This is a genomic window from Pseudomonas brassicacearum (assembly GCF_003732265.1).
Lineage (GTDB): Bacteria > Pseudomonadota > Gammaproteobacteria > Pseudomonadales > Pseudomonadaceae > Aquipseudomonas > Aquipseudomonas brassicacearum_D.
In genome coordinates, this window is record NZ_MOBK01000006.1 from 504,253 (window position 1) to 526,966 (window position 22,714).

General features: G+C 59.7%; 19 protein-coding genes and 1 pseudogene. 10 read left to right on the forward strand and 10 right to left on the reverse strand.

All coding sequences use genetic code 11. The features are described from left to right. The first annotated feature begins 208 nt into the window (after nucleotides 1-208). The 4 genes from hrpA (at nucleotide 209) to BK660_RS15110 (ending at nucleotide 6,562) form a co-directional block, all read left to right on the forward strand. Nucleotides 209-4,120: an ATP-dependent RNA helicase HrpA gene (gene hrpA, locus BK660_RS15095; RefSeq protein ID WP_123433943.1), complete on the forward strand. Its 3,912-nt coding sequence runs from the start codon at nucleotides 209-211 to the stop codon at nucleotides 4,118-4,120. A gap of 331 nt (nucleotides 4,121-4,451) precedes the next feature. Further along, nucleotides 4,452-5,573, forward strand: coding sequence for a beta-ketoacyl-ACP synthase III (locus BK660_RS15100; RefSeq protein ID WP_123433944.1), 1,122 nt, complete (start codon nucleotides 4,452-4,454; stop codon nucleotides 5,571-5,573). A 144-nt stretch (nucleotides 5,574-5,717) separates the two neighbouring features. After that, the gene (locus tag BK660_RS15105) at nucleotides 5,718-6,332 is read left to right on the forward strand and encodes an RNA polymerase sigma factor (protein ID WP_123433945.1); all 615 of its coding nucleotides are present in this window, start codon (nucleotides 5,718-5,720) and stop codon (nucleotides 6,330-6,332) included. Next, nucleotides 6,326-6,562, forward strand: a complete 237-nt coding sequence (locus BK660_RS15110) for an anti-sigma factor family protein (protein WP_123433946.1) — start codon at nucleotides 6,326-6,328, stop codon at nucleotides 6,560-6,562. Before BK660_RS15105 ends, BK660_RS15110 begins: the two co-directional genes overlap by 7 nt. Before the next feature lie 133 nt (nucleotides 6,563-6,695). Here the strand turns inward: BK660_RS15110 and BK660_RS15115 are convergent, their stop codons facing one another. Then, nucleotides 6,696-8,027, reverse strand: coding sequence for a putative porin (locus BK660_RS15115; RefSeq protein ID WP_123433947.1), 1,332 nt, complete (start codon nucleotides 8,025-8,027; stop codon nucleotides 6,696-6,698). 282 nt (nucleotides 8,028-8,309) lie between these two features. Here BK660_RS15115 and BK660_RS15120 point away from each other — a divergent pair, with 282 nt between their 5' ends. Then, nucleotides 8,310-9,434, forward strand: coding sequence for a GNAT family N-acetyltransferase (locus tag BK660_RS15120; RefSeq protein ID WP_123433948.1), 1,125 nt, complete (start codon nucleotides 8,310-8,312; stop codon nucleotides 9,432-9,434). A 15-nt stretch (nucleotides 9,435-9,449) separates the two neighbouring features. Here BK660_RS15120 and aqpZ read toward each other — a convergent pair whose 3' ends face one another. The 5 genes and pseudogenes from aqpZ to BK660_RS15145 form a co-directional block, all read right to left on the reverse strand. After that, nucleotides 9,450-10,148, reverse strand: coding sequence for an aquaporin Z (aqpZ, locus tag BK660_RS15125; protein ID WP_123433949.1), 699 nt, complete (start codon nucleotides 10,146-10,148; stop codon nucleotides 9,450-9,452). 288 nt (nucleotides 10,149-10,436) lie between these two features. Continuing rightward, complete coding sequence (locus tag BK660_RS15130) at nucleotides 10,437-12,269, reverse strand: ABC transporter ATP-binding protein (RefSeq protein WP_123433950.1); 1,833 nt, start codon at nucleotides 12,267-12,269, stop codon at nucleotides 10,437-10,439. 85 nt (nucleotides 12,270-12,354) lie between these two features. Continuing rightward, nucleotides 12,355-12,912 (reverse strand): peptidylprolyl isomerase, encoded by a 558-nt coding sequence (locus tag BK660_RS15135; protein WP_123433951.1) that lies wholly within the window; start codon nucleotides 12,910-12,912, stop codon nucleotides 12,355-12,357. Between the two features lie 3 nt (nucleotides 12,913-12,915). Further along, nucleotides 12,916-13,721 (reverse strand): annotated as a pseudogene (locus tag BK660_RS15140) (alpha/beta fold hydrolase). Between the two features lie 14 nt (nucleotides 13,722-13,735). After that, nucleotides 13,736-14,659, reverse strand: a complete 924-nt coding sequence (locus tag BK660_RS15145; protein ID WP_123433953.1) for a PA3225 family LysR-type transcriptional regulator — start codon at nucleotides 14,657-14,659, stop codon at nucleotides 13,736-13,738. Nucleotides 14,660-14,708: 49 nt separating this feature from the next. Between BK660_RS15145 and BK660_RS15150 the strand changes: the two genes are divergently transcribed. The 3 genes from BK660_RS15150 (at nucleotide 14,709) to BK660_RS15165 (ending at nucleotide 16,964) form a co-directional block, all read left to right on the forward strand. Then, complete coding sequence (locus BK660_RS15150; protein WP_123433954.1) at nucleotides 14,709-15,023, forward strand: 3-phosphoglycerate kinase; 315 nt, start codon at nucleotides 14,709-14,711, stop codon at nucleotides 15,021-15,023. A 163-nt stretch (nucleotides 15,024-15,186) separates the two neighbouring features. Next, entirely contained in the window at nucleotides 15,187-15,786 is a 600-nt protein-coding gene (locus tag BK660_RS15155; protein WP_027925829.1) for an FMN-dependent NADH-azoreductase, read from the forward strand. A 311-nt stretch (nucleotides 15,787-16,097) separates the two neighbouring features. Beyond that, a complete protein-coding gene (locus tag BK660_RS15165) occupies nucleotides 16,098-16,964 on the forward strand; it encodes a carboxylate/amino acid/amine transporter (protein ID WP_123433955.1) in 867 nt (288 codons plus the stop codon). A 105-nt stretch (nucleotides 16,965-17,069) separates the two neighbouring features. Here the strand turns inward: BK660_RS15165 and BK660_RS15175 are convergent, their stop codons facing one another. Continuing rightward, nucleotides 17,070-17,957, reverse strand: coding sequence for a LysR family transcriptional regulator (locus tag BK660_RS15175; RefSeq protein WP_123433957.1), 888 nt, complete (start codon nucleotides 17,955-17,957; stop codon nucleotides 17,070-17,072). Between the two features lie 159 nt (nucleotides 17,958-18,116). Here BK660_RS15175 and BK660_RS15180 point away from each other — a divergent pair, with 159 nt between their 5' ends. After that, nucleotides 18,117-18,761, forward strand: a complete 645-nt coding sequence (locus BK660_RS15180) for a hydrolase (protein ID WP_027925826.1) — start codon at nucleotides 18,117-18,119, stop codon at nucleotides 18,759-18,761. Nucleotides 18,762-18,898: 137 nt separating this feature from the next. Here BK660_RS15180 and BK660_RS15185 read toward each other — a convergent pair whose 3' ends face one another. Continuing rightward, nucleotides 18,899-20,197, reverse strand: a complete 1,299-nt coding sequence (locus BK660_RS15185; RefSeq protein ID WP_123433958.1) for a mechanosensitive ion channel family protein — start codon at nucleotides 20,195-20,197, stop codon at nucleotides 18,899-18,901. 192 nt (nucleotides 20,198-20,389) lie between these two features. Between BK660_RS15185 and BK660_RS15190 the strand changes: the two genes are divergently transcribed. Next, entirely contained in the window at nucleotides 20,390-21,736 is a 1,347-nt protein-coding gene (locus BK660_RS15190; protein WP_123433959.1) for a DEAD/DEAH box helicase, read from the forward strand. A gap of 68 nt (nucleotides 21,737-21,804) precedes the next feature. On the opposite strand, the gene BK660_RS15195 is transcribed toward BK660_RS15190, so the two are convergent. Beyond that, a complete protein-coding gene (locus tag BK660_RS15195) occupies nucleotides 21,805-22,080 on the reverse strand; it encodes a hypothetical protein (RefSeq protein ID WP_123433960.1) in 276 nt (91 codons plus the stop codon). A 91-nt stretch (nucleotides 22,081-22,171) separates the two neighbouring features. Next, on the reverse strand, nucleotides 22,172-22,642 hold the full coding sequence (locus tag BK660_RS15200) for an AraC family transcriptional regulator (RefSeq protein WP_123433961.1): 471 nt from the start codon (nucleotides 22,640-22,642) through the stop codon (nucleotides 22,172-22,174). Nucleotides 22,643-22,714 lie beyond the last annotated feature (72 nt).

Below are 22,714 nucleotides of genomic sequence, written 5' to 3' on the forward strand. Positions count from 1 at the left end.
GGCTAGGGGGCCTTTGTGGCGAGGGGGCTTGCCCCCGTTCGGCTGCGAAGCAGTCGTCTTCCGGCCATCGAGGTTTAGCTGAAACACCTTGGTGGATGGTTTCGGGGCCGCTTCACAGCCCAACGGGGGCAAGCCCCCTCGCCACAGGGCGGCGCAAATCTGCGACAATCGCCCCCCTGCGCCACTAGACGACTGAATTGCGTACCCGATGACCGACGAATCGCCCTCCATCGACAAACTGCTGAAAAACCTCGATCACGCCATGCTTGCCGACCGCCACCGGCTGCGGCGGCAGTTGCTTGAGCTGCGCAAGAAACCTGACGAGGCCAAACTGGCCCTGTGGGTGACGCGTATGCAGGCGTCCTGTGATCAGGTGTTGGCGCGGCGTGCCAGCCTGCCAGTGATTCGTTACGACGACAGTTTGCCGATCGCCGCCAAGCGCGATGAAATCAAGGAGGCGTTGCTCAAGCACCAGGTGCTGATCATCGCCGGCGAAACCGGCTCGGGCAAAACCACCCAGTTGCCGAAGATCTGCCTGGAAATCGGTCGCGGCCAGCATGGCCTGATCGGCCACACCCAGCCCCGTCGAATCGCGGCGCGCAGCGTGGCCAGCCGGGTGGCTGAAGAACTGGCGACGCCATTGGGCGCGCTGGTCGGTTATCAGGTGCGGTTCGAGGACCAGAGCGATTCCAACACCCTGATCAAACTGATGACCGACGGCATCCTGCTGGCGGAAACCCAGAACGACCGCTACCTCGAACGCTACGACACGATCATCGTCGACGAAGCCCACGAACGCAGCCTGAACATCGACTTCCTGCTCGGTTACCTGAAAACCCTGCTGCCCCGTCGCCCGGACCTGAAAGTCATCATCACCTCGGCCACCATCGACCTGGAGCGCTTCTCCAAGCACTTCGACGATGCGCCGATTGTCGAAGTCTCCGGCCGCACCTTCCCGGTGGACACCTGGTATCGGCCGCTGACCCTGGAGCAGGACGAAGAGGGCAACCGCGTCGAGGACGACTTGACCGTCGATCAGGCGATCCTCGCCACCCTCGACGAAATCGCCGCGTTCGAACGCAGCGAGCGCAAGAGCCCCGGCGATGTGCTGGTGTTCCTGCCCGGTGAGCGCGAGATTCGTGATGCCGCGGACATGCTGCGCAAGGCCCAGCTCAAGCACACCGAAATCCTGCCCTTGTATGCGCGACTGTCGCCCGCCGAGCAGCAGCGGATTTTCCAGTCGCACCCGGGACGCCGTGTCGTATTGGCGACCAACGTCGCGGAAACTTCGCTGACCGTGCCGGGCATTCGTTACGTGATCGACAGCGGCACCGCGCGCATCAGCCGTTACAGCTACCGCGCCAAGGTCCAGCGCCTGCCCATCGAGGCGATTTCCCAGGCCAGCGCCAACCAGCGTAAAGGTCGCTGTGGTCGGGTCGAGCCCGGCATCTGCATCCGCCTCTACGGCGAAGACGATTTCATGGGTCGTCCGGAATTTACCGACCCGGAAATCCTGCGCACCAATCTTGCCGCCGTTATTTTGCAGATGCTGCACCTGCGCCTCGGCGAGATCACCGACTTCCCGTTTATCGAACCGCCGGACGGTAAGGCGATCAGCGACGGTTTCAACTTGCTGCAAGAGCTTTCGGCGGTGGACCGCAACAGTCAGCTGACCCCGCAGGGGCGTAATCTGGCGCGTTTGCCGGTGGACCCGCGCATGGGGCGCATGTTGCTGGAAGCGGCGAAACTCGGCAGCTTGCAGGAAGTGCTGATCGTCGCCAGCGCCATGTCGATTCAAGACCCACGCGAGCGTCCGCCGGAGCGTCAGCAAGCGGCGGATCAGGCCCACGCCCAGTGGAAGGACGTGGACTCGGACTTCGCCGGGCTGGTCAATCTGTGGCGCGGTTTTGAAGAACAGCGCCAGGCGCTGACGGCGAGTCCGTTGCGCAATTGGTGCCGCAAGAATTTCCTCAATTACCTGCGGTTGCGCGAATGGCGCGACTCGCACCGCCAGCTGAGCCTGATCTGCCGCGACATGCAGCTGACCATCAACAAAGAGCCGGCGGATTACCCGAAACTGCACAAAGCCGTGCTCTCGGGCCTGCTCAGTCAGATCGGCCAGAAAACCGATGAAGGCGATTACCTGGGTGCGCGTCAGCGGCGTTTCTGGATTCACCCGTCATCCGGTTTGGGTAAAAAACGTCCGCAATGGCTGATGACCGCCGAGCTGGTGGAAACTACCAAACTCTATGCGCGCATGGTCGCCAAGATCGACGCCGACTGGATCGAGCCCCTGGCCGGGCACCTGATCAAGAAAAACCACTTTGAACCGCATTGGGAGAAGAAGCGCGGTCAGGTCGTGGCTTTTGAGCAGATCACCTTGTTCGGGCTGATCGTGGTCGGTCGCCGGCCGGTACACTACGGGCCGATTGATCCGGTGGTGTCCCGTGAGTTTTTCATTCGTGAAGGCCTGGTGCGCGGCGAAATTCAGTCCAAGGCCAAATGCTTGACGGCCAATGCGCAACTGCTGGAACAGCTCGACGAACTGGAAGCCAAGGCCCGTCGCCGCGACATTCTGGCGGACGAAGAAACCCTGTTCGCCTTCTACGATGCGCGGTTGCCGGCGGAGATTCACCAGACCGCGACGTTCGACAGTTGGTATCGGGTCAACAGCCAGAAAGACCCGCAGCTGTTGATCATGCGCGAAGAAGACGTGCTGGCCCGCGAAGCCAGCGAAGTCACCGCCCTGCATTACCCGGACACCTTGCACATCGGCGATCTGGAACTGTCGTTGAGTTACCACTTCGAGCCTAACCATCCACGCGATGGCGTGACCCTGCGGGTGCCGGCGCCGTTGTTGCCGATGCTGCCACCGGAGCGTCTGGAGTGGCTGGTGCCGGGTGTGATCGAAGCCAAATGCATCGCGCTGGTGCGCAACCTGCCCAAGGCCTTGCGCAAGAATTTCGTGCCGGTGCCGGACTTCGTCAAAGCCGCGCTGCAACGCATGACCTTCGCCGAGGGCTCGTTGCCGCTGGCGCTGGGCCGCGAATTGCTGCGCATGACCGGTGCGCGGGTCAGCGATGAGGCGTGGGCCGAAGCGTCGCAGCAGGTCGACAGCCATTTGCGGATGAACCTGGAAATCGTCGATGGCCAAGGCAAGTTCCTGGGTGAAGGGCGTGATCTGGCGGAACTGACCGCGCGTTTTGCCGAAGCCAGTCAGGCCGCATTGGCGGTACCGCAAACCGCGAAAAGCCAGCAACCGGTGGAGGCGAAAGTCTTTGCCGCGGTTGCCGAGAAAACCCAACAGAAGATTGCCGGGCTGTCGATGACGGTCTATCCGGCGCTGGTGGAAGAGGGCGGTACGGTCAAGGAAGGGCGTTTCTCGACGCCGGCCGAAGCCGAGTTCCAGCATCGTCGCGCGTTGCAGCGTTTGCTGATGCAGCAACTGGCGGAACCGGCGAAATTCCTGCGCGGCAAATTGCCGGGGCTGACCGAGCTGGGCCTGATGTACCGCGACATGGGGCGCGTCGACAGTCTGGTGGAAGACATTCTGCTGGCGAGTCTCGACAGCTGCATTCTCGATGGCGAAGACCCGTTGCCGCGTGATGGTGCCGCGTTGGCGGCATTGGCCGAGCGCAAACGTGGCGGCTGGACCGAACACGCCGAGCGTCTGGCGAAGCTGACCCTGGAAATCCTCAAGCTGTGGCATGGCCTGCAAAAACGCTTCAAGGGCAAGATCGACCTGGCGCAAGCCGTGGCCCTGAATGACATCAAGCAGCAGCTCAGTCATCTGGTGTATCCCGGTTTTGTCCGCGAAACACCGATGATGTGGCTCAAGGAACTGCCGCGTTACCTGAAAGCGGTCGAGCAGCGTTTCGAGAAGATCGCTGCCCAGGTGCAACGGGATCGGGTGTGGAGCGGCGAATTGTCCGGCCTCTGGACCCAATACCAGACCCGCGCCGGCAAACATGCCCAGGAAGGCAAGCGCGATCCGCAGCTGGAGCTGTACCGCTGGTGGCTGGAGGAATACCGGGTTTCGCTGTTTGCCCAGCAATTGGGGACCAAGGTGCCGATCTCCGACAAGCGCCTGAACAAACAGTGGACCCAGGTCGAACCGTAGAACCCCGGGCTTGCCACAAAACCTTGTGGGAGCGGGCTTGCTCGCGAAGGGGCCGTCAGCTTCAACATAAATGCTGACTGACACACTGCCTTCGCGAGCAAGCCCGCTCCCACATTCGATAGGCGTTTTATCCAGCAAAAGGCGCCAAAATCTAACGTTTATGGCAAACTTCGCGCCTATAAACGCCGGCCCCGCGGTTTTGAGCCCTTCAAGGTCCGGGCGCAACGGAATAAAGCGATGCCTGGTTGGTTTCCCGTGACGGGAACAGACCCTTTGTGTGTTGGTACGTCGGTGCCAATGCTTTCTGCCTGAACAGATTAGAGAAACGACCATGCATAACGTCGTCATCAGCGGCACCGGCCTGTACACCCCGGCCAACAGCATCTCCAACGAAGAGCTGGTGCAGTCTTTCAACGCCTACGTCGCGCAATTCAACGCCGACAACGCCGAGGCCATTGCCCGTGGCGAAGTCGAAGCGTTGACCGAGTCCAGCGCGGCGTTTATCGAAAAAGCCTCCGGCATCAAAAGCCGCTTTGTCATGGACAAGGACGGCATTCTCGACCCGCAACGCATGGCGCCACGCCTGCCGGAGCGCTCGAACGACGAATGGTCGGTGCTTTGCCAAATGGCCATCGGCGCTGCCGAACAAGCCTTGCAGCGCGCCGGCAAGACCGCCGCGGACATCGACGGCGTGATCGTCGCCTGCTCCAACCTGCAACGCGCCTACCCGGCCATCGCCATCGAAGTCCAGGAAGCGCTGGGCATCCAGGGTTTCGGTTTCGACATGAATGTTGCCTGCTCCTCGGCAACCTTCGGCATTCAGGCTGCCACCAACAGCGTGCAACTGGGCCAGGCCCGGGCGATCCTGATGGTCAACCCGGAAGTCTGCACCGGTCACCTGAACTTCCGCGACCGCGACAGCCACTTCATCTTCGGTGACGCGGCCACGGCCGTGATCATCGAGCGTGCGGACCTGGCGACCTCCAAGTACCAGTTCGACATCGTCAGCACCAAGCTGTTGACCAAGTTCTCCAACAACATCCGCAACAACTTCGGCTTCCTCAACCGCGCCGCGGAAGAGGGCATCGGCGCCAAGGACAAACTGTTCGTGCAGGAAGGCCGCAAGGTGTTCCGCGACGTGTGCCCGATGGTTGCCGAGCTGATCGCCACGCACCTGGATGAGAACAAGCTCAACATCGGTGACGTGAAGCGTTTCTGGCTGCACCAGGCCAACCTCAGCATGAACCACCTGATCGTCAAGAAACTGCTGGGTCGCGAGGCCACCGAAGAAGAGGCACCGGTGATTCTCGACACCTACGCCAACACCAGCTCCGCAGGTTCGGTGATTGCGTTTCACAAGAACCAGGACGATTTGGCCGCCGGCTCGCTGGCCGTGCTCAGCTCGTTTGGCGCCGGTTATTCGATTGGCAGCGTGATTCTGCGCAAGCGTTGAACCACACCTTTTTCCGTTGGATAGTTGGGATTTTTCCTACAGTCGAAACCGTCAGGACACTGTAACTTCCGGAAATAACGGCAGGACTGCGCAGCAGGCGAAGTCCTGCCGTTGTCATTTTCGACGTCTGAACAAGGGGATTGATTGATGGCGGCTGACGATTCGCAACTGCTTGAGCGATTACTGGCCGGCGAGCAAAAGGCTTTCAAGGAATTAGTCAGCACTTACCAGAGCGCCATGCGCGCGGTGGCCTATGCGATTGTGGGCAACCGGCATGCCGACGAAATCGTTCAGGATGCGTGGCTGTCGGTGGTGCGTAACCTGAGCAAGTTCGAGGCGCGTTCGAGCCTCAAGACCTGGTTGCTGACCATTACCGCCAATGCGGCAAAAGGTCGATACAAACAAAACCGTCGTGAAGTGCTCCTCGATGACCTGCCGTCGCCCCACGGCACCATCGATGACGATCGTTTCTCGCCCGGTGATGGTCATTGGCTGGTGGCGCCGTTTGCCTGGCACCAGGACACCCCGGAAGCGCTACTGACCGAAAACGAGCTGCGCGAATGCCTGGAACACACGCTGCTCAGTCTGTCGGAACTGCAAAGCAGTGTGTTATTACTTCGCGAGCGTCAGGGGCTGGAGCTGGAAGAGATCTGTAATCTTCTGGAAATCTCGCTCTCCAATGTTCGTGTGCTGCTGCATCGGGCACGGTTGAAGGTCTTTGCGACCGTAGAGCATTTTGAGGAAACCGGCGAATGCTGACCTGTAAGGAACAAGTGGCACGTTCCAGCGATTATCTTGACGGGCAGTTGAGTTTTCGTGAGCGGCTGATGGTGCGTCATCACCTGATGTTCTGCCCTAATTGCCGGCGGTTCATTCGTCAGATGCGGGTGATGCAGGCGACATTGCGCGCCATGCCAGAAGAAGCGGTGCCGGACGCCGATACGCTGGCCGAACGTCTGGCGGCTGAGCGTCGCAAGGACATTCCGTAGCAGAGGGGTTGATGGCGGGGGTCAAGAAACAGGCTCGCGTGGATGAATCGAACGGATGATGGGGATCAACCCATCCACGCCAGTCTGTAAAAGCAACCCGGGCTTCCTTGCCCGAGTCGTGTAGCGGGGTAAATCAGAACTTCGCTTCAGCATCCAGTTGCAGGGTGTTGATGTCTGAATCTTGCTTGTTGAGGCTGGCGTTGGTCTGGTCAGACGTGGCCATGAAGTACGTCGCGCCCAGGTTGAAGTTCTTGTCCAACTCGTAGCTCACTTTCAACTTGCTGCCGCGCGAACCGGTGAAGCCGTTGGCGAAGTCGGAGTCGGTGAAGGCGCCGACGACCGAGTTACGCTGTACATCGCGGTAGTTGTAGTCCACTGCGAAGCCGTAGAGCTTGGTCTTGACGCCGGTCAACCAGCCAGTGTCCTGGTCGTTGCTTGCGTCTTTGTTGTTGACGTACTGGCCGTAGAACGAGAGCGGTACCGGCAGGTTGTTGATGTCGAGTTGACCAAAGCCTTCATACAGTTTGAAACGTTCGTTCGGGCTGTTGCCGTTGACGGACAGGGCGCATGGCGCAGTGACGGTGCCGGTGGTCGGGCAGGCGCTGTTCGCGTCGTTGTCATACGAATAGATACTGCCGCCCACGGTCATTTTCAGGCTGTCGGTGATGGCAAAACGTGCACCCAACTGGCCGGCATACAGACGCAAGTCATGCTTGAACTGCACGCCTTCGCCGTCGACGTTGTCCTTGAGGGTGTAGTGACCGGCGCTACCGAACAGTTCGGTGCTGCCGCTTAACGGGTACTTGTAGGATGCCGACAGGCCTTCCGGGTTGATGTCGCTATCCCAGATGATGTCGCCCATGCTCACCCATTGTTGTGGCATCTTGCCGCCAACGAGGTGCAGGTTCTTGATCGCGTCCGGGTGGTAGTCGACGTAACCCTGGTCCAGCCAGATCTGCTTCTTGTCGAAGTAGTTGTTCAGGTCCTGGTTGGTGGAGCGAGCGTCGTCGTTGCTGCCGGTGGCGATACGGATACCGGTGTCGACTTGCGGGTTGATTTCGCTGTAGGCACCCAGGCGGGCACGAATGCGCTGGCGATCCTGGTCTTTGTTGTTTGGAACGCCATCGTTGTGGACGGTTTCTTCACGGAAACGAACGTCACCCTTGAATTGGGTCTTGGCCGCCCATGCCAGTTTCTGGTCGAAGGCGCTCAGCGTGTCGGTTTTCTTCGCAGTTTGTGCGATCTGCTCGTTGGTCTCTTGCTGAGCCTGACGGGCGATTTGCTGGTCTTTCTGATCCCGGGCCAGTTCGGCTTGCAGTTCGCCGTACTGTGCGTTGGTGATCGAGCCGTTAGCCTTGAGCATGTCGAGCAATTTGGCGTCGACTGCGGCGCTGGCCGGAACGCTCATGGCCAGCAGCAACCCGCCGCACAGGGCCGCCGCAGTTTTCGTGGAAGCAAGACGCATATCAATCTCCGAAGATGAGAGTGGATGACTGAGCCATCCAGGGCACAACCGACCATTGATGGACGGAAAACAGTGGCCGGGTAATAACCAGGCGCTCTAAAAACAGGCGCCAGTATCGCGACGGTTTATGACAAGGCAGTGGCAAAGTGATGGCTTCTTGATGACGATACAGAGGCTGTTTGAACTTTTTCTTTGACGATCTGTCGGCGAAACGCGGGTGTGGAACGCGAGCCGATAAGCGATACTCGCGAGGCTGTCTCGCAAGAAGTGGAGAGGAAGTTGATGCCGCTGCAACGATTGGAAAATCTGTCCGAAATCGCACCGCACACATGGGATGCGCTCGTTCCCGAGCGCCAGCCTTTTCTGCGCCATGCCTTTCTCAGTGCTCTGGAGGACAGCGGCAGTGTCAGCCCGCATTCCGGTTGGCAGCCCGAGCATTTGTTGCACATCGAGGGTGATCGGCTGATCGCCGCGCTGCCCAGTTATCGCAAGTGGCATTCCTATGGCGAGTATGTGTTCGATCACGCCTGGGCCGATGCCTGCGAGCGGGCCGGCATCGACTATTACCCCAAATTATTGAGCGCCGTGCCGTTTAGCCCGGTCAGCGGCCCACGCTTGCTGGCGGCCAGTGTCGAGGACGGTTTCGAGCTGCTCAACAGCCTGCCGGGCTACCTTGAGATCGAAGGACTGTCCAGCGCGCACATCAACTTCACCGACCCGTTCACCGATGCCGCATTGAGCGAACAACCCGGCTGGCTGCAGCGCATTGGCTGTCAGTATCACTGGCAGAATCGCGGCTACCGGGACTTCCAGGATTTCCTCGACGCCCTCAGTTCACGCAAGCGCAAGCAGATGCGCAAGGAGCGTGAGCAAGTGGCGGGGCAGGGCATTGATTTCGAATGGCTTGAAGGTCGGCAGCTGGATCAGGCGCAGTGGGATTTTGTTTATGCCTGCTACGCCAATACCTACGCGGTGCGTCGGCAAAGGCCTTATCTGACGCGCGAATTCTTCAGCCTGCTGGCCGAGCGTATGCCGGAATCGATTCGCGTGGTGCTGGCCAAACAGGGTTCACGGCCGGTGGCCATGGCGTTCAGCCTGGTGGGCGGCGACAGTTTTTATGGTCGTTACTGGGGCTGCCTGGCGGAGTTTGACCGCCTGCACTTCGAGACCTGTTTCTATCAGGGCATGGACTATGCGATTGCCAACGGCTTTCAGCGTTTCGACGCCGGTGCACAGGGCGAGCACAAGTTGATTCGCGGCTTTGAGCCGGTGATTACGCATTCCTGGCATTACCTGCGTCACCCCGGTCTAAAAGCAGCGGTCAAAGACTTTCTGCAGCAAGAGCGTGTCGGGGTGCTGGCCTATGCCGAAGAGGCGAGGACCGCCTTGCCTTATCGGCAAGACTGATCCTCGTCCAGGGCGTTAAGTGTCTTCCTTGCCCAGCCAGCGATAAACCACGCCGCCAATGACTGCACCGAGCAGCGGTGCGACCCAGAACATCCACAGTTGTTGAATCGCCCAGCCTCCGACAATCAGGGCCGGGCCGGTGCTGCGCGCCGGGTTGACCGAGGTGTTGGTGACCGGGATCGAGATCAGGTGGATGAGGGTCAGTCCCAGGCCGATGGCGATGGGCGCCAGCCCGGCCGGCGCGCGCTTGTCGGTGGCCCCGAGGATGATCAGGATGAACATCGCCGTCATCACCAGTTCACAGACAAACCCTGCCGCCATGGAGTAGCCACCAGGAGAGTGTTCGCCATAACCATTGGACGCCAGGCCCCCGGCCAGATCGAAACCGGGTTTGCCGCTGGCAATGAAGTACAGCAACGCGGCGGCAATGACCCCGCCGATCACCTGCGCAATGATGTAGGCCGGCAGTTCCTTGGCCGGGAACCGACCGCCGACCACCAGTCCCAGCGACACAGCCGGGTTGAGATGACAACCCGAGATATGGCCGATGGCGAACGCCATGGTCAGCACCGTCAAGCCAAACGCCAGGGACACCCCCAGCAAACCGATCCCCACATCCGGGAAGGCGGCGGCCAGCACCGCACTGCCACACCCCCCCAACACCAGCCAGAACGTGCCTACTAACTCTGTCGCAGAACGTTTGAATAGAGACATGAGAGCGTGTCCTTTCAAGGTTTTACTGCCTATCGCATCCAGTAGATGGACTGCAGAACCATCTCCAGAACCTTGGCTGAGTACAGCAGGGTTTTTTGAGAATTCCAGTGCCTGTAAAAAACCGCCAGAGCCCGTGGTTGATAGGCTGTGGCGGTTTTAGGCATGTAAATGGTCCCTGTGGGAGTGAGCCTGCTCGCGATGAGGGAGTGTCAGTCGACATCTGTGTTGAATGTCAGTCCGCTATCGCGAGCAGGCTCACTCCTACAGGGGAATTGTGGTGGTTTTGGGTTAATCGATTCCTACGAAACCGCCGGTCTGGTGCTGCCACAGCCGTGCATACAGCCCGCCATGGGCCAGCAGTTCGGCGTGGGTGCCGGTTTCGGCGATCCTGCCGTTTTCCAGCACCACCAACCGGTCCATCCGGGCGATGGTTGAAAGCCGGTGGGCAATGGCGATCACGGTTTTGCCCTGCATCAGGGTTTCCAGGCTTTCCTGGATCGCCGCTTCCACTTCCGAATCGAGGGCCGACGTGGCCTCGTCCATGATCAGGATCGGCGCATCCTTGAGCAACACGCGGGCAATGGCTATCCGCTGGCGCTGACCACCGGACAGTTTTACCCCGCGCTCACCGACATGCGCGTCAAAACCGGTGCGGCCTTCGGCGTCGGACAGTAACGGAATGAACTCGTCGGCACGGGCCTTGTGCACCGCTTCCCAGAGTTCGGCGTCGGTGGCGTCGGGTTTGCCGTACAGCAAATTGTCGCGAATCGAGCGGTGCAGCAGCGACGTGTCCTGGGTGATCATGCCGATACGCTCGCGCAGGCTTTCCTGGCCGACGTCGGCAATGTTCTGGCCGTCGATGAGGATTCGCCCGCCTTCCACGTCATACAGGCGCAGCAGCAGGTTGACCAAGGTCGATTTGCCGGCGCCGGACGGGCCGATCAGGCCGATCTTTTCACCGGCCTTGATGTTCAGGTTGAGGTCGCCAATGATCCCGCTCTTCTTGCCGTAGTGGAAATCCACGTGCTCGAAACGCACTTCACCACGAGCGACGGCCAGCGGTTTGGCTTGATCGCGATCGGTCACGCTGACCGGTTGCGAAATGGTCTGCAAACCGTCCTGGACCATGCCGATGTTTTCGAAGATGCCGGTGACCACCCACATGATCCAGCCGGACATGTTGACGATGCGGATCACCAGGCCCGTGGCCAGGGCAATCGCCCCCACGGTGATCAGCGACTGCGTCCACAGCCACAGGGCCAGGCCGGTGGTGGTGACGATCAGCAGGCCGTTCATGCTGGTGATGACCACGTCCATGCTGGTGACCACGCGGCCGGCCAGTTGCGCCTTCACCGTCTGCTCTTCGATGGCTTCCTTGGCGTACTGCTGTTCGAAATTGGTGTGGGCGAACAACTTCAGTGTGGTGATGTTGGTGTAGCCGTCGACGATCCGCCCCATGAGTTTGGAGCGCGCATCGGACGACACCACCGAACGCTCTTTAACCCGTGGCACGAAGTAATAGAGCGCACCCATGTACGCGGCGATCCAGCTCAGCAACGGGATCATCAGGCGCCAGTCGGCCTCGGCAAACAGCACCAGCGAACTGATCGCGTAGATCAGCACGTGCCACAACGCGTCAACCGCTTGCACTGCCGAATCGCGCAATGAGTTACCGGTCTGCATGATGCGTTGGGCGATGCGCCCGGCGAAGTCGTTCTGGAAGAAATTGAGGCTCTGTTTGAGCACGTAACTGTGGTTCTGCCAGCGGATCATGCTGGTCATGCTGGGGCTCAGGGTCTGGTGCACCAGCAGGTCATGCAGGCCAACGAACACCGGGCGCAGGATCAGCGCCACCACTGCCATCCAGGCCAGTTCGATGCCGTGTTCCTTGAAGAAATTGACGTTGGGCGTGCCTTGGGCGAGGTCGATGATGCGGCTCAGGTAGCTGAACAGCGCCACTTCGATCAGCGCACCAAACAGGCCGACGATCAGCAGGGCGGCGAAACTCGGCCAGACCTGCTTCAGGTAATAGGTATAGAAAGGGAGAACCCGATCCGGCGGAGCCGCCGTCGGTGCATCACGAAAGACGTCGATCAGTTTTTCAAAACGGCGATAAAGCATCAGTTCTCCGCCCGCGCACGGGCTCTCCTTTGAACAGTGTGAGCGGTGCCGAAGGCCGGCAACCGCTCAAGACTCCCTGTGAAGCTTAGTCGATGACCTTGGCCGACTTGATGAATACAGGATCGGCGGGCACGTCTTTCATGCCGCTTTTGGTGGTGGTCTGGGAATTGACGATGACGTCGACCACGTCCATGCCTTTCACGACTTTACCGAACACGGCATAACCATCACCGCTGTCGAGGAAATCGTTGTCCTTGACGTTGACGAAGAACTGGCTGGTGGCCGAATCCGGGTCGGAGGTACGCGCCATGGACAGCGTGCCACGGACGTTATGCAGGCCGTTTTTCGATTCGTTCTTGATCGGTGCCTTGGTTTCTTTCTGCTGCATTTGTTGGGTGAAGCCGCCGCCCTGGACCATGAAGCCCGGAATCACACGGTGGAAAATCGTGTTGTTGTAAAAGCCGCTGTTCACGTATTCAAGGAAGTTCTTGGTACTGATCGGCGCCTTGACCGGGTCCAGTTCGATTTCGATCTGGCCGTTGGTGGTGTCCAGCAAGACGTGCGGTGCCTTGGCTGGCGTGGCAGCCATCAGGTTGGCAGCAAACAGCACGGAACCGGCGACGAGGGCGATTTTTTTCAGCATGGGTCAGTGATCCTGATTGGGGTGGTATCGACTGCGGTGAGAAACTCGAGCAGTGTTTGGTTGAAGTGTTCGGGTTGGTCCAGCGGGGTGGCGTGGCGCGAATCGGCGATCACCACCAGCCGCGCATCGGGCAGCAGTTTTACATAGGTTTCCTTCAGCGCCACCGGCGTGTAATCACGGTCGGCGCTGACGATGAGGGTTGGACAGGCAACCTTCGAAAGTCGTTCCTGAACCCCCCAGCCAACGATGGCATCGAAGCTGGCGAGATAAGCATGTTTGTCGTTTTTTGCCCAGCGCTCGGCCATCTTTTGACGCAAATCAGCCTGATCCGGATTCGGGAACAACTTGCCGCCGAGGGCCTTGCCGATGGTGCCCAGGCCGAGGACGCGCATCAGGCTCCAGCGTTTGAACCACTGCCAGTAATCGTCACGACTGCGCAACTTGACCTCCGGCGCGCTATTGACGATGGTCAGGCTCTTGAGCAATTGCGGTTGGTCCACGGCCAGTTGAAAGCCGATCATGCCGCCCATCGACAGCCCCACGTAATGCACCGGGCCGAGGTTCAGATGCTCGATCAGCGCGATCAGGTCGGCGCTGAAACCGGCAATGCTGTAGCGCTCGCGGGGTTTGTCGGAACGACCGTGGCCGCGCACATCCGGAACGATCACCCGGTAGCGCGCGGACAGCGCCGGGATCTGCATTTCCCAGTCCAGCGTGCTGGACCCCAGTCCATGGACCAGGAGCAATGGCGTGCCATGGCCATATTCCTCGTAGTGCAGGTTGCAACCTTCATGTTCGAAATAGGCCATGCATTCACTCCTTGTCAGGCTTGTTCAGGGGCGGCGAAAGGCGCGTCCAGCGGTGCGGTGTCGAAGGTGCGCAGCAGTTCGATGAGAATCTGCGTCGCCGGTCCCAAGGGTTTGTCCTTGTTCGAATACAGGTAAAAGCTCGGGTTGCGACTGCCGCCCTGATCCAACGGTAGCAGCTTGAGCGTGCCTTCCTTGAGTTCCCGTTCAATCATGTGTCGTGGCAGCCAGGCGAACCCCAGGCCGCTGCCGACAAACGTCGCGGCGGTGGCCAGGCTGCCAACGGTCCAGCGCTGTTCGGCGCCGAGCCAGCCGACGTCGCGCGGCTGCTGCCGGCCGGAGTCACGGATCACCACTTGCATCTGGCTTTCCAGGTCCTGGAAATTCAGTTCGCGGTTGAGGCGGTGCAGCGCATGGTCGGGATGGGCGACCGCGACGAATTCGACGTCGCTCAATTCCGCGCCCAAATAGCCTGGAATGCTCAGGCCGGTGATTGCCAGATCAGCCACGCCCTCGAGCAGGACTTCCTCCACCCCCGACAGCACCTCTTCACGCAAGCGAACCCGGCAGCCGCGACTTTGCGGCATGAACGCGGTCAGGGCGCGGACGAGGCGGGCGCTCGGGTACGCCGCGTCGACCACCAGCCGCACTTCGGCTTCCCAACCTTGTTCCATGTGATGGGCCAGGTCTTCCAGTTGGCTGGCCTGTTTCACCAGTTGCCGCGAGCGGCGCAGCAAGACGCCACCGGCTTCGGTGAGCACGGCTTTGCGACCGTCGATGCGCAACAGCGGCACGCCGAGCTGATCCTGCATGCGCGCCACGGTGTAGCTCACCGACGATTGCGAACGGTGCAGCGCTTCGGCGGCCTGGGCGAAACCACCGTGGTCGACCACGGCCTGCAATGTTCGCCATTGATCAAGGGTCACGCGGGGCGCTTTCATGAATAGCTCCTCTTGTCCTAAGCTGGCAGCCCTTTATGGAGACTGCTGAATGAATAAATTCTGTTGTGTGCTGCTGGCGATGCTGCCGCTGACGGCATTTGCTTATCCGATCGATGTGAAGAAAGACCTCAACGGCTTGAAAGTCGACTACGAGACCTTCGACACGGATAACGACATCGGCTCCATCCGGGTGGCTAACTACGGCGACGTCGATGTCAGCTGCAAGGCAGTGTTCTTCAATGGCCCGGAAGCGCCACGTACCCGCAAGATCGATGTACCGGCGGGCAAGCATAAAAATGCCACCGCGAAGTTCACCCGCAGCATCATCAAGCTGCGTATCGAGCTGACCTGCACCCCGAAATGACGCTTCGCTCCCGTGGGGGCTGTCTCACCCCCACAGGGCATGCTCAGCTTATAAACGAATTTATTGATGGGTTATAGCAGTTATTTGCGCTTTTTCATCGATATGACTCTGTTTAACCTTCACTCCATCGCCTTACAGCATTCTCAGATGGAGCCTACATCCCATGTCACGCGTTCTGATCATCGAAAGCAGCGCCCGTCAGCAAGACTCGGTTTCCCGTCAACTGACCCAGACCTTCATCAGCCAATGGAAAGCCGCGCATCCGGCCGATCAGATCACCGTGCGTGACCTGGCCGTCAATCCGGTGCCGCACCTGGACATCAACCTGCTGGGCGGCTGGATGAAACCGGCCGAGCAACGCAGTGATATCGAACAGGCTTCGCTGGAACGCTCCAACCAGTTGACCGATGAGTTGCTGGCTGCCGACGTGCTGGTCATGGCTGCACCGATGTACAACTTCGCCATCCCCAGCACGCTCAAAGCCTGGCTCGACCATGTGCTGCGTGCCGGCGTGACCTTCAAGTACACCGACACCGGCCCGCAAGGCCTGCTCAGCGGCAAGCGTGCCTACGTGCTGACCGCTCGCGGCGGGATCTACGCCGGTAGCACGGCGGATCACCAGGAACCGTATCTGCGTCAGGTCATGGCGTTCATCGGCATCCACGACGTGACGTTCATTCACGCCGAAGGCATGAACCTGGGCGGCGACTTCCAGGAGAAGGGCCTGAACCAGGCCAACGCCAAGCTTGCCCAGGTCGCCTGAGCCTTTAATCGCCAGATAATCCCTTGATGTTCAAGTGACCTGGCGCAACCCCTTCAAGGCTTTACGCGCAACGAACCTCCCTTTGCACTTGTTGCTCCTGAGTGCTGTCGCCCGATTGAACGCTTTAGCGAGATCGGGCTTTTTTTTGCCCGTAATTCATGAACACCCCAAATCCCCTGTGGGAGCGAGCCTGCTCGCGAAGGCGTCATATCATTCAACATCTCCTTTAACTGACACACCGCTTTCGCGAGCAGGCTCGCTCCCACAATGGTTTTGTGTGTATCGTCGCCGCCATTCAAAACGAGGCGAACATGGGCTATCTACTTTTTGTCACGCTGATCCAGGCGTTTTCCTTCAGTTTGATCGGCGAATACCTGGCCGGTCACGTCGACAGCTACTTCGCGGTACTGGTGCGCGTGGTACTGGCTGGACTGGTGTTCATCCCGCTGACGCGCTGGCGTTCGGTGGAACCGGCGTTCATGCGCGGCATGCTGTTGATCGGCGCGTTGCAGTTCGGCGTGACGTACGTGTGCCTGTACCTGAGCTTCCGCGTGCTGACGGTGCCCGAAGTGTTGCTGTTCACCATCCTCACGCCACTGCACGTGACCTTGATCGAAGATGCGCTGAACCGGCGTTTCAATCCGTGGGCATTGATTGCCGCGTTGGTGGCGGTGATGGGCGCGGCGGTGATTCGCTACGACCGGATCAACCCGGATTTCTTCATGGGGTTCCTGCTGCTGCAACTGGCCAACTTCACCTACGCCGCCGGGCAGGTGCTTTATAAGCATCTGGTGGCGCGCCACCCGAGCGATCTGCCGCATTACCGGCGTTTCGGCTACTTCTACCTCGGCGCATTGGCCGTGGCATTGCCGGCATTCCTGCTGTTCGGCAAACAGAACTTCCTGCCCGAAGCGCCGCTGCAATGGAGCGTGCTGGTGTTCCTCGGCCTGGTCTCGACCGCGCTGGGTTTGTATTGGTGGAACAAGGGTGCGTGCATGGTCAATGGCGGAACGCTGGCGGTGATGAACAACCTGCATGTGCCGGTGGGGTTGCTGATCAATCTGCTGATCTGGAATCAGCATGAGGAGCTGGGGCGGTTGTTCCTCGGTGGGTCGGTGATTCTGATGGCGGTGTGGATCAGTCGGTTGGGTGTCCGCAAATCTCTGACCGCCACATAACCCCTGTAGGAGTGAGCCTGCTCGCGATAGCGGTGTGTCAGTCAGCATTCATATTGACTGACATACCGCTATCGCGAGCAGGCTCACTCCTACAAGGGATCGGCGTTATTTCTCTGCCAGCTGCGAGACCAAAAACTCAATAAACGTCCGGGTCTTCTGCGGGACCCGACGTGCCGAAGGGTACACCGCGTTGATCGTGATCGCGGGCGCCTGCCATTCACACATCACCGGCACCAGGCGGCCGGCCGCCAACGCATCCTCGACAATGAAATTGGGCAACAGGGCGATGCCCATCCCGGCTTCGGCAGCCTGGGCAAGCAAGTCGCCATTGTTGGCGTGCAATGGGCCGGTCACGTTGACCCGTTGAGTCTCCTTGCCATTGCACAGTTGCAGGCTGACGCCACTTTGCAGGTACCCGTAGTTGAGGCACTGATGGGCGCGCAAGTCTTGCGGGGTCTGCGGTATGCCGGCGCGTGCCAGATACGCCGGGGACGCCACCATGATGCGCGGGGCCGGCGCGAGTTGCCGGGCGATCATCGTCGAGTCGGGCATGCTCGCAATGCGGATGGTCACGTCGAAACCACCGCGCACCGGATCCACCTGCTGGTCGCTGAGCACCAGTTGCAATTCGATGTTCGGGTGCTGCTCATGAAACAGCGGGATCAGTGGCCCCAGTCGGCGCAAGCCAAATGACATCGGCGCGTTGACCCGCAACACCCCGCGCAACTCGCCAATGCCGTTACGCGCACGCTGTTCGGCCTCGTCCAGCGCGGCCAGCACTTCGCGTGCTGCATCGAAGTATTCGGCGCCAGCCTCGGTCAAGTGCAGGCTGCGGGTGGTGCGCTGCAGCAGTTGCACGCCGATAGCTTCCTCCAGCGCCTGAATCTGTTTACTGACTTTTGATCGCGGCACATCCATTGCCCGTGCAGCCGCGGCGAAACCGTTCTCGCCGACCGTGACGACAAAGGCGCGCATGCATTCGATGCGATCCATGATTGTCCCTATTTTAGAATCAATGATTCTCGATTTTAGGTAATTGTCCCTTTCTATGCCAGCCCCTAAAGTGACATCCAAGCCGACGACAACGCCGCTGACGGCAACGTTGACTCACCCATTACTCACTTTGAAAATCGACATCAAAAGGAACGCGCCATGTCTATTCGTGAACTGCTCAACCCAACCAACTCCGCCCTGATCCTGATCGACCACCAGCCACAAATGGCGTTCGGCGTACAGTCGATCGACCGTCAAACGCTGAAGAACAACACGGTAGGCCTGGCCAAGGCCGCCAAGATCTTCAATGTGCCGACCATCTACACCTCGGTGGAAACTGAAAGCTTCAGTGGTTACATCTGGCCCGAGTTGCTGGCGGTTCACCCGGAGCAAAAGCCGATCGAGCGCACCTCGATGAACTCCTGGGAAGACAAGGCACTGGTTGATGCGGTGAAAGCCACCGGCCGCAAGAAGCTGATCATTGCCGCGCTGTGGACCGAGGTCTGCCTGACCTTCCCGGCACTGGAAGCTTTGGCGGAAGGCTACGAGGTGTACATCGTCACTGACGCCTCTGGCGGCACCACCAAGGAAGCGCACGACATGTCGGTGCAGCGGATGATTCAGGCGGGTGCGGTGCCGGTCACCTGGCAGCAGGTTCTGCTTGAGTATCAACGTGACTGGGCACACAAGGACACTTACGAAGCGGTGATGGAGTTAGTGCTGGAACACAGCGGCGCGTATGGCATGGGCGTGGATTACGCTTACACCATGGTGCACAAGGCACCGCAGCGTCAGGTCAAGTAACCCGCCGATCTCGCAAACGATGCAACCCCCCTGTGGGAGCGAGCCTGCTCGCGAAGGCGGAATGTCAGTCGATATGAATGTGACTGTCAGACCGCTATCGCGAGCAGGCTCGCTCCCACATTTGGTTTTTGTGGTGTTTACATGATGTGTTTTTCGGCGTCGGGAATGTGGCTTGCGCCCAACATCGCCGGCAGCAACCCTGCACGCAAATCCGTGCCACTCGGCTGTTGATAAAGACTCAACCCGAACTCTGGCAGCACCGCCAGCAGGTAATCGAAAATATCCCCCTGAATCCGCTCGTAATCCGCCCACGCCGTGGTGCTGGTGAAGCAGTAGATTTCCAGCGGGATACCCTGCGCGGTAGTCTGCATCTGGCGGACCATGCAGGTCATGCCAGGCTGAATCTCCGGGTGACTCTTCAAATACGCCAATGCATAAGCACGAAAGGTCCCGATGTTGGTCATCCGCCGACGGTTGGCGGACATGGCCGCCACATTGCCCTGCGCTGCATTCCAGGCCTTGAGTTCGGCCTGTTTGCGACCGATGTAATCGGTCAGCAGATGCACCTGCGACAACTTCTGCTCTTCGTCATCGCGGATAAAACGCACACCGCTGGCATCGATGAACAGGCTGCGCTTGATCCGTCGACCGCCGGATTGCTGCATGCCGCGCCAGTTCTTGAACGACTCGGACATCAGGCGCCAGGTCGGGATCGAGACAATCGTCTTGTCGAAATTCTGCACTTTCACCGTGTGCAGCGTGATGTCGACCACGTCACCGTCGGCGCCGACCTGCGGCATCTCGATCCAGTCGCCCACCCGCAGCATGTCATTGCTGGTCAGTTGCACGCTGGCCACGAACGACAGCAGCGTGTCTTTGTAGACCAGAATAATCACCGCCGACATGGCACCCAGCCCCGACAGCAGCAACAGCGGCGAGCGGTCGATCAGGGTGGCGACGATGATGATCGCGCCCAGCACGTACAAGACCATTTGCGCCAGCTGCACGTAACCCTTGATCGAGCGGGTGCGGGCGTGTTCGGTGCGCGCGTAGATGTCCAGCAAGGCGCTGAGCAGCGCGCTGAACGCCAGCAGCAGGAACAGAATGGTGAACGCCAGCGCCACATTGCCGAGGAAATTCAGGCTGGTCTTGCTCAGCTCCGGTACCAGATGCAAGCCGAACTGAATCACCAGCGACGGCGTCATCTGCGCGAGGCGATGAAAGACCTTGTTGTGCCGGAAGTCGTTGATCCAGTGCAGCGCCGGTTGGCGGCCGAGCATTTTGGTCGCGTGAAGAATGAGGAAACGCGCCACTCGTCCGAGGACCAGTGCAATGACCAGCAACAGAATCAGCGCCAGGCTTGAATGCAGGAGCGGGTGCTGGTCGAGGGCACCCCAGAGGTCTTGGGCATTGAGCCAGAGCTGTTTGATATCCATGAGCTAAAACGATTCTCCTGAAGGACGCGATCGGGCGATTAGAGCATTTAAGAGGGTTTGGATGACGTTTGGAGACAAATCAGGCTACAAAAAGCCACTGTTTATCGTCGTTTTCGTAAAGAAACTCGGCCTGAGCGCTCGAAACCGTTACCCTATGCAGCTGTTTTTTTGTATTTCTTCGAGGTAGCACCCGTGTTTTCCCAATTCGCCCTGCACGAACGCCTGCTCAAAGCCGTGGCCGAGCTTAAATTTGTCGAGCCAACGCCAGTGCAAGCAGCGGCTATTCCGCTGGCGCTCCAAGGGCGTGACCTGCGGGTGACTGCGCAAACCGGTAGCGGCAAAACCGCTGCATTCGTTTTGCCGATCCTCAACCGTCTGATCGGCCCGGCGAAAGTCCGCGTCAGCATCAAGACCCTGATCCTGCTGCCGACCCGCGAGCTGGCTCAGCAGACCATCAAGGAAGTCGAGCGCTTCGCCCAGTTCACCTTCATCAAGTCCGGCCTGATCACCGGCGGTGAAGACTTCAAGGTCCAGGCCGCCATGCTGCGCAAGGTGCCGGACATCCTGATCGGTACGCCGGGCCGGATGATCGAACAACTGAACGCCGGCAACCTCGACCTGAAAGAAGTTGAAGTGCTGGTCCTCGACGAAGCCGACCGCATGCTCGACATGGGCTTTGCCGACGACGTACAGCGTCTGGTAGCCGAGTGCACCAACCGCCAGCAGACCATGCTCTTCTCCGCCACCACCGGTGGTTCGGGCCTGCGCGACATGGTGGCCAAGGTGCTGAACAACCCTGAGCACCTGCAGGTCAACAACGTCAGCGACCTGAATGCGACCACCCGTCAGCAGATCATCACCGCTGACCACAACGTGCATAAAGAGCAGGTCCTCAACTGGCTGTTGGCCAACGAGACCTATCAGAAGGCCATCGTGTTCACCAACACCCGGGCCATGGCCGACCGCATCTACGGCCGTCTGGTGGCACAGGAATACAAAGCGTTCGTGCTGCACGGTGACAAAGACCAGAAAGACCGCAAATTGGCCATCGACCGCCTGAAGCAGGGCGGGGTGAAGATCCTTGTCGCCACCGACGTCGCCGCCCGCGGCCTGGACGTGGATGGCCTGGACCTGGTGATCAACTTCGATATGCCACGCAGCGGCGACGAATACGTTCACCGTATCGGTCGTACCGGCCGTGCGGGCAACGAAGGCCTGGCGATCTCGCTGATCTGCCACGGCGACTGGAACCTGATGTCGAGCATCGAGCGCTACCTCAAGCAGAGCTTCGAGCGCCGCACCATCAAGGAAGTCAAAGGCACCTACGGCGGACCGAAAAAGGTCAAGGCCTCGGGCAAAGCCGTTGGCGTGAAGAAGAAGAAAGTCGACGCCAAAGGCGACAAGAAGAAAACCGGCGCCAAGGCACCGACCAAGCGCAAAATCGCCAACCGCCCGAAGACCGACGCACTGTCGCTGGTCAGCAAAGACGGCATGGCGCCGCTCAAGCGCCGCAAGCCGGAAGCACCAGCGGCTGAATAAGCCGTTGTCGTGACCCAAAAAAACCGGACAGATGTCCGGTTTTTTTATGCGCGGGATTTGTCGGTTGATCAGCTTTCGGCTTTTTTGTCTGCCGTCTGCAGTTCTTTCAAGCGCTGATCGATGAGCTGGCACTTGTCCGGCAGATCCTTGCTGGCCGTGCCCAGGTCCATTTTCTGCAGCTCGGCGTTGATCTCCTTGGCTTTGGCCGGATTCTGCTCGGTGAGCTTGGCCACTTCCTGGGCCAGTTGCTCGCGCTTGGCGGTGGCTTCCTCTGGGGTGCAGGCCCAAACGGGGAGGGCGCAGGCGAGAGTGGTGGCGAGGGTGATTTTCTGCAGGGTTTTCATAAGTGAGCCTCAGTTCCGGTTAAGGCGGGTTAACCGGTTGAGGGTTGAAGCCCTGGAAAAGTTCAGCTGGTTGACCGAATAGTCTTGGGTGTCATTGGTCTTTTATGGCGATGCACATGTCCATTTCCAGCACACCGCTGTTCTCATCGTAGGACGCCTCCACTGGGTAACGTTCAAACCCCGGACGCTGGTCGTAGGCCAATCCGCTTTGCGGCATCCACTGACCGCACAACTCTCCCCAAGCCGCCGGAATTTCACTGGCCGGGCCTTTGAAGTGGGCGACGGCGTAGCGGCCACCGGGCAGATGGGTGACGGCAAACGGGTATTTCGGTTCAAAGTCGGCGGGCACTTCGACGCAGGCGTCGTAGCGGCAGTAGTGCGCTGGTGTGGTGCTTGGGTCGTCGTGGCCAATGCCGTAGCGTACGCGGTTGAGCAGGTTGTTTTCGATCACCCACGGAGCGACGGTTTCGCGCCAGAAAGTGCCGATGTCCGGGCCGTAGGGGCCGGTGTAGCGCAGGTAGGCGACGCGGGCTGGGGGTAGGGTTTGCAGGGTGACGTTCATGTCTGGGGCCTTGGCGTCTGGTTCGTTCAGTGGACGTTGACTGGGCGGGCCTCTTCGCGAGCAGGCTCGCTC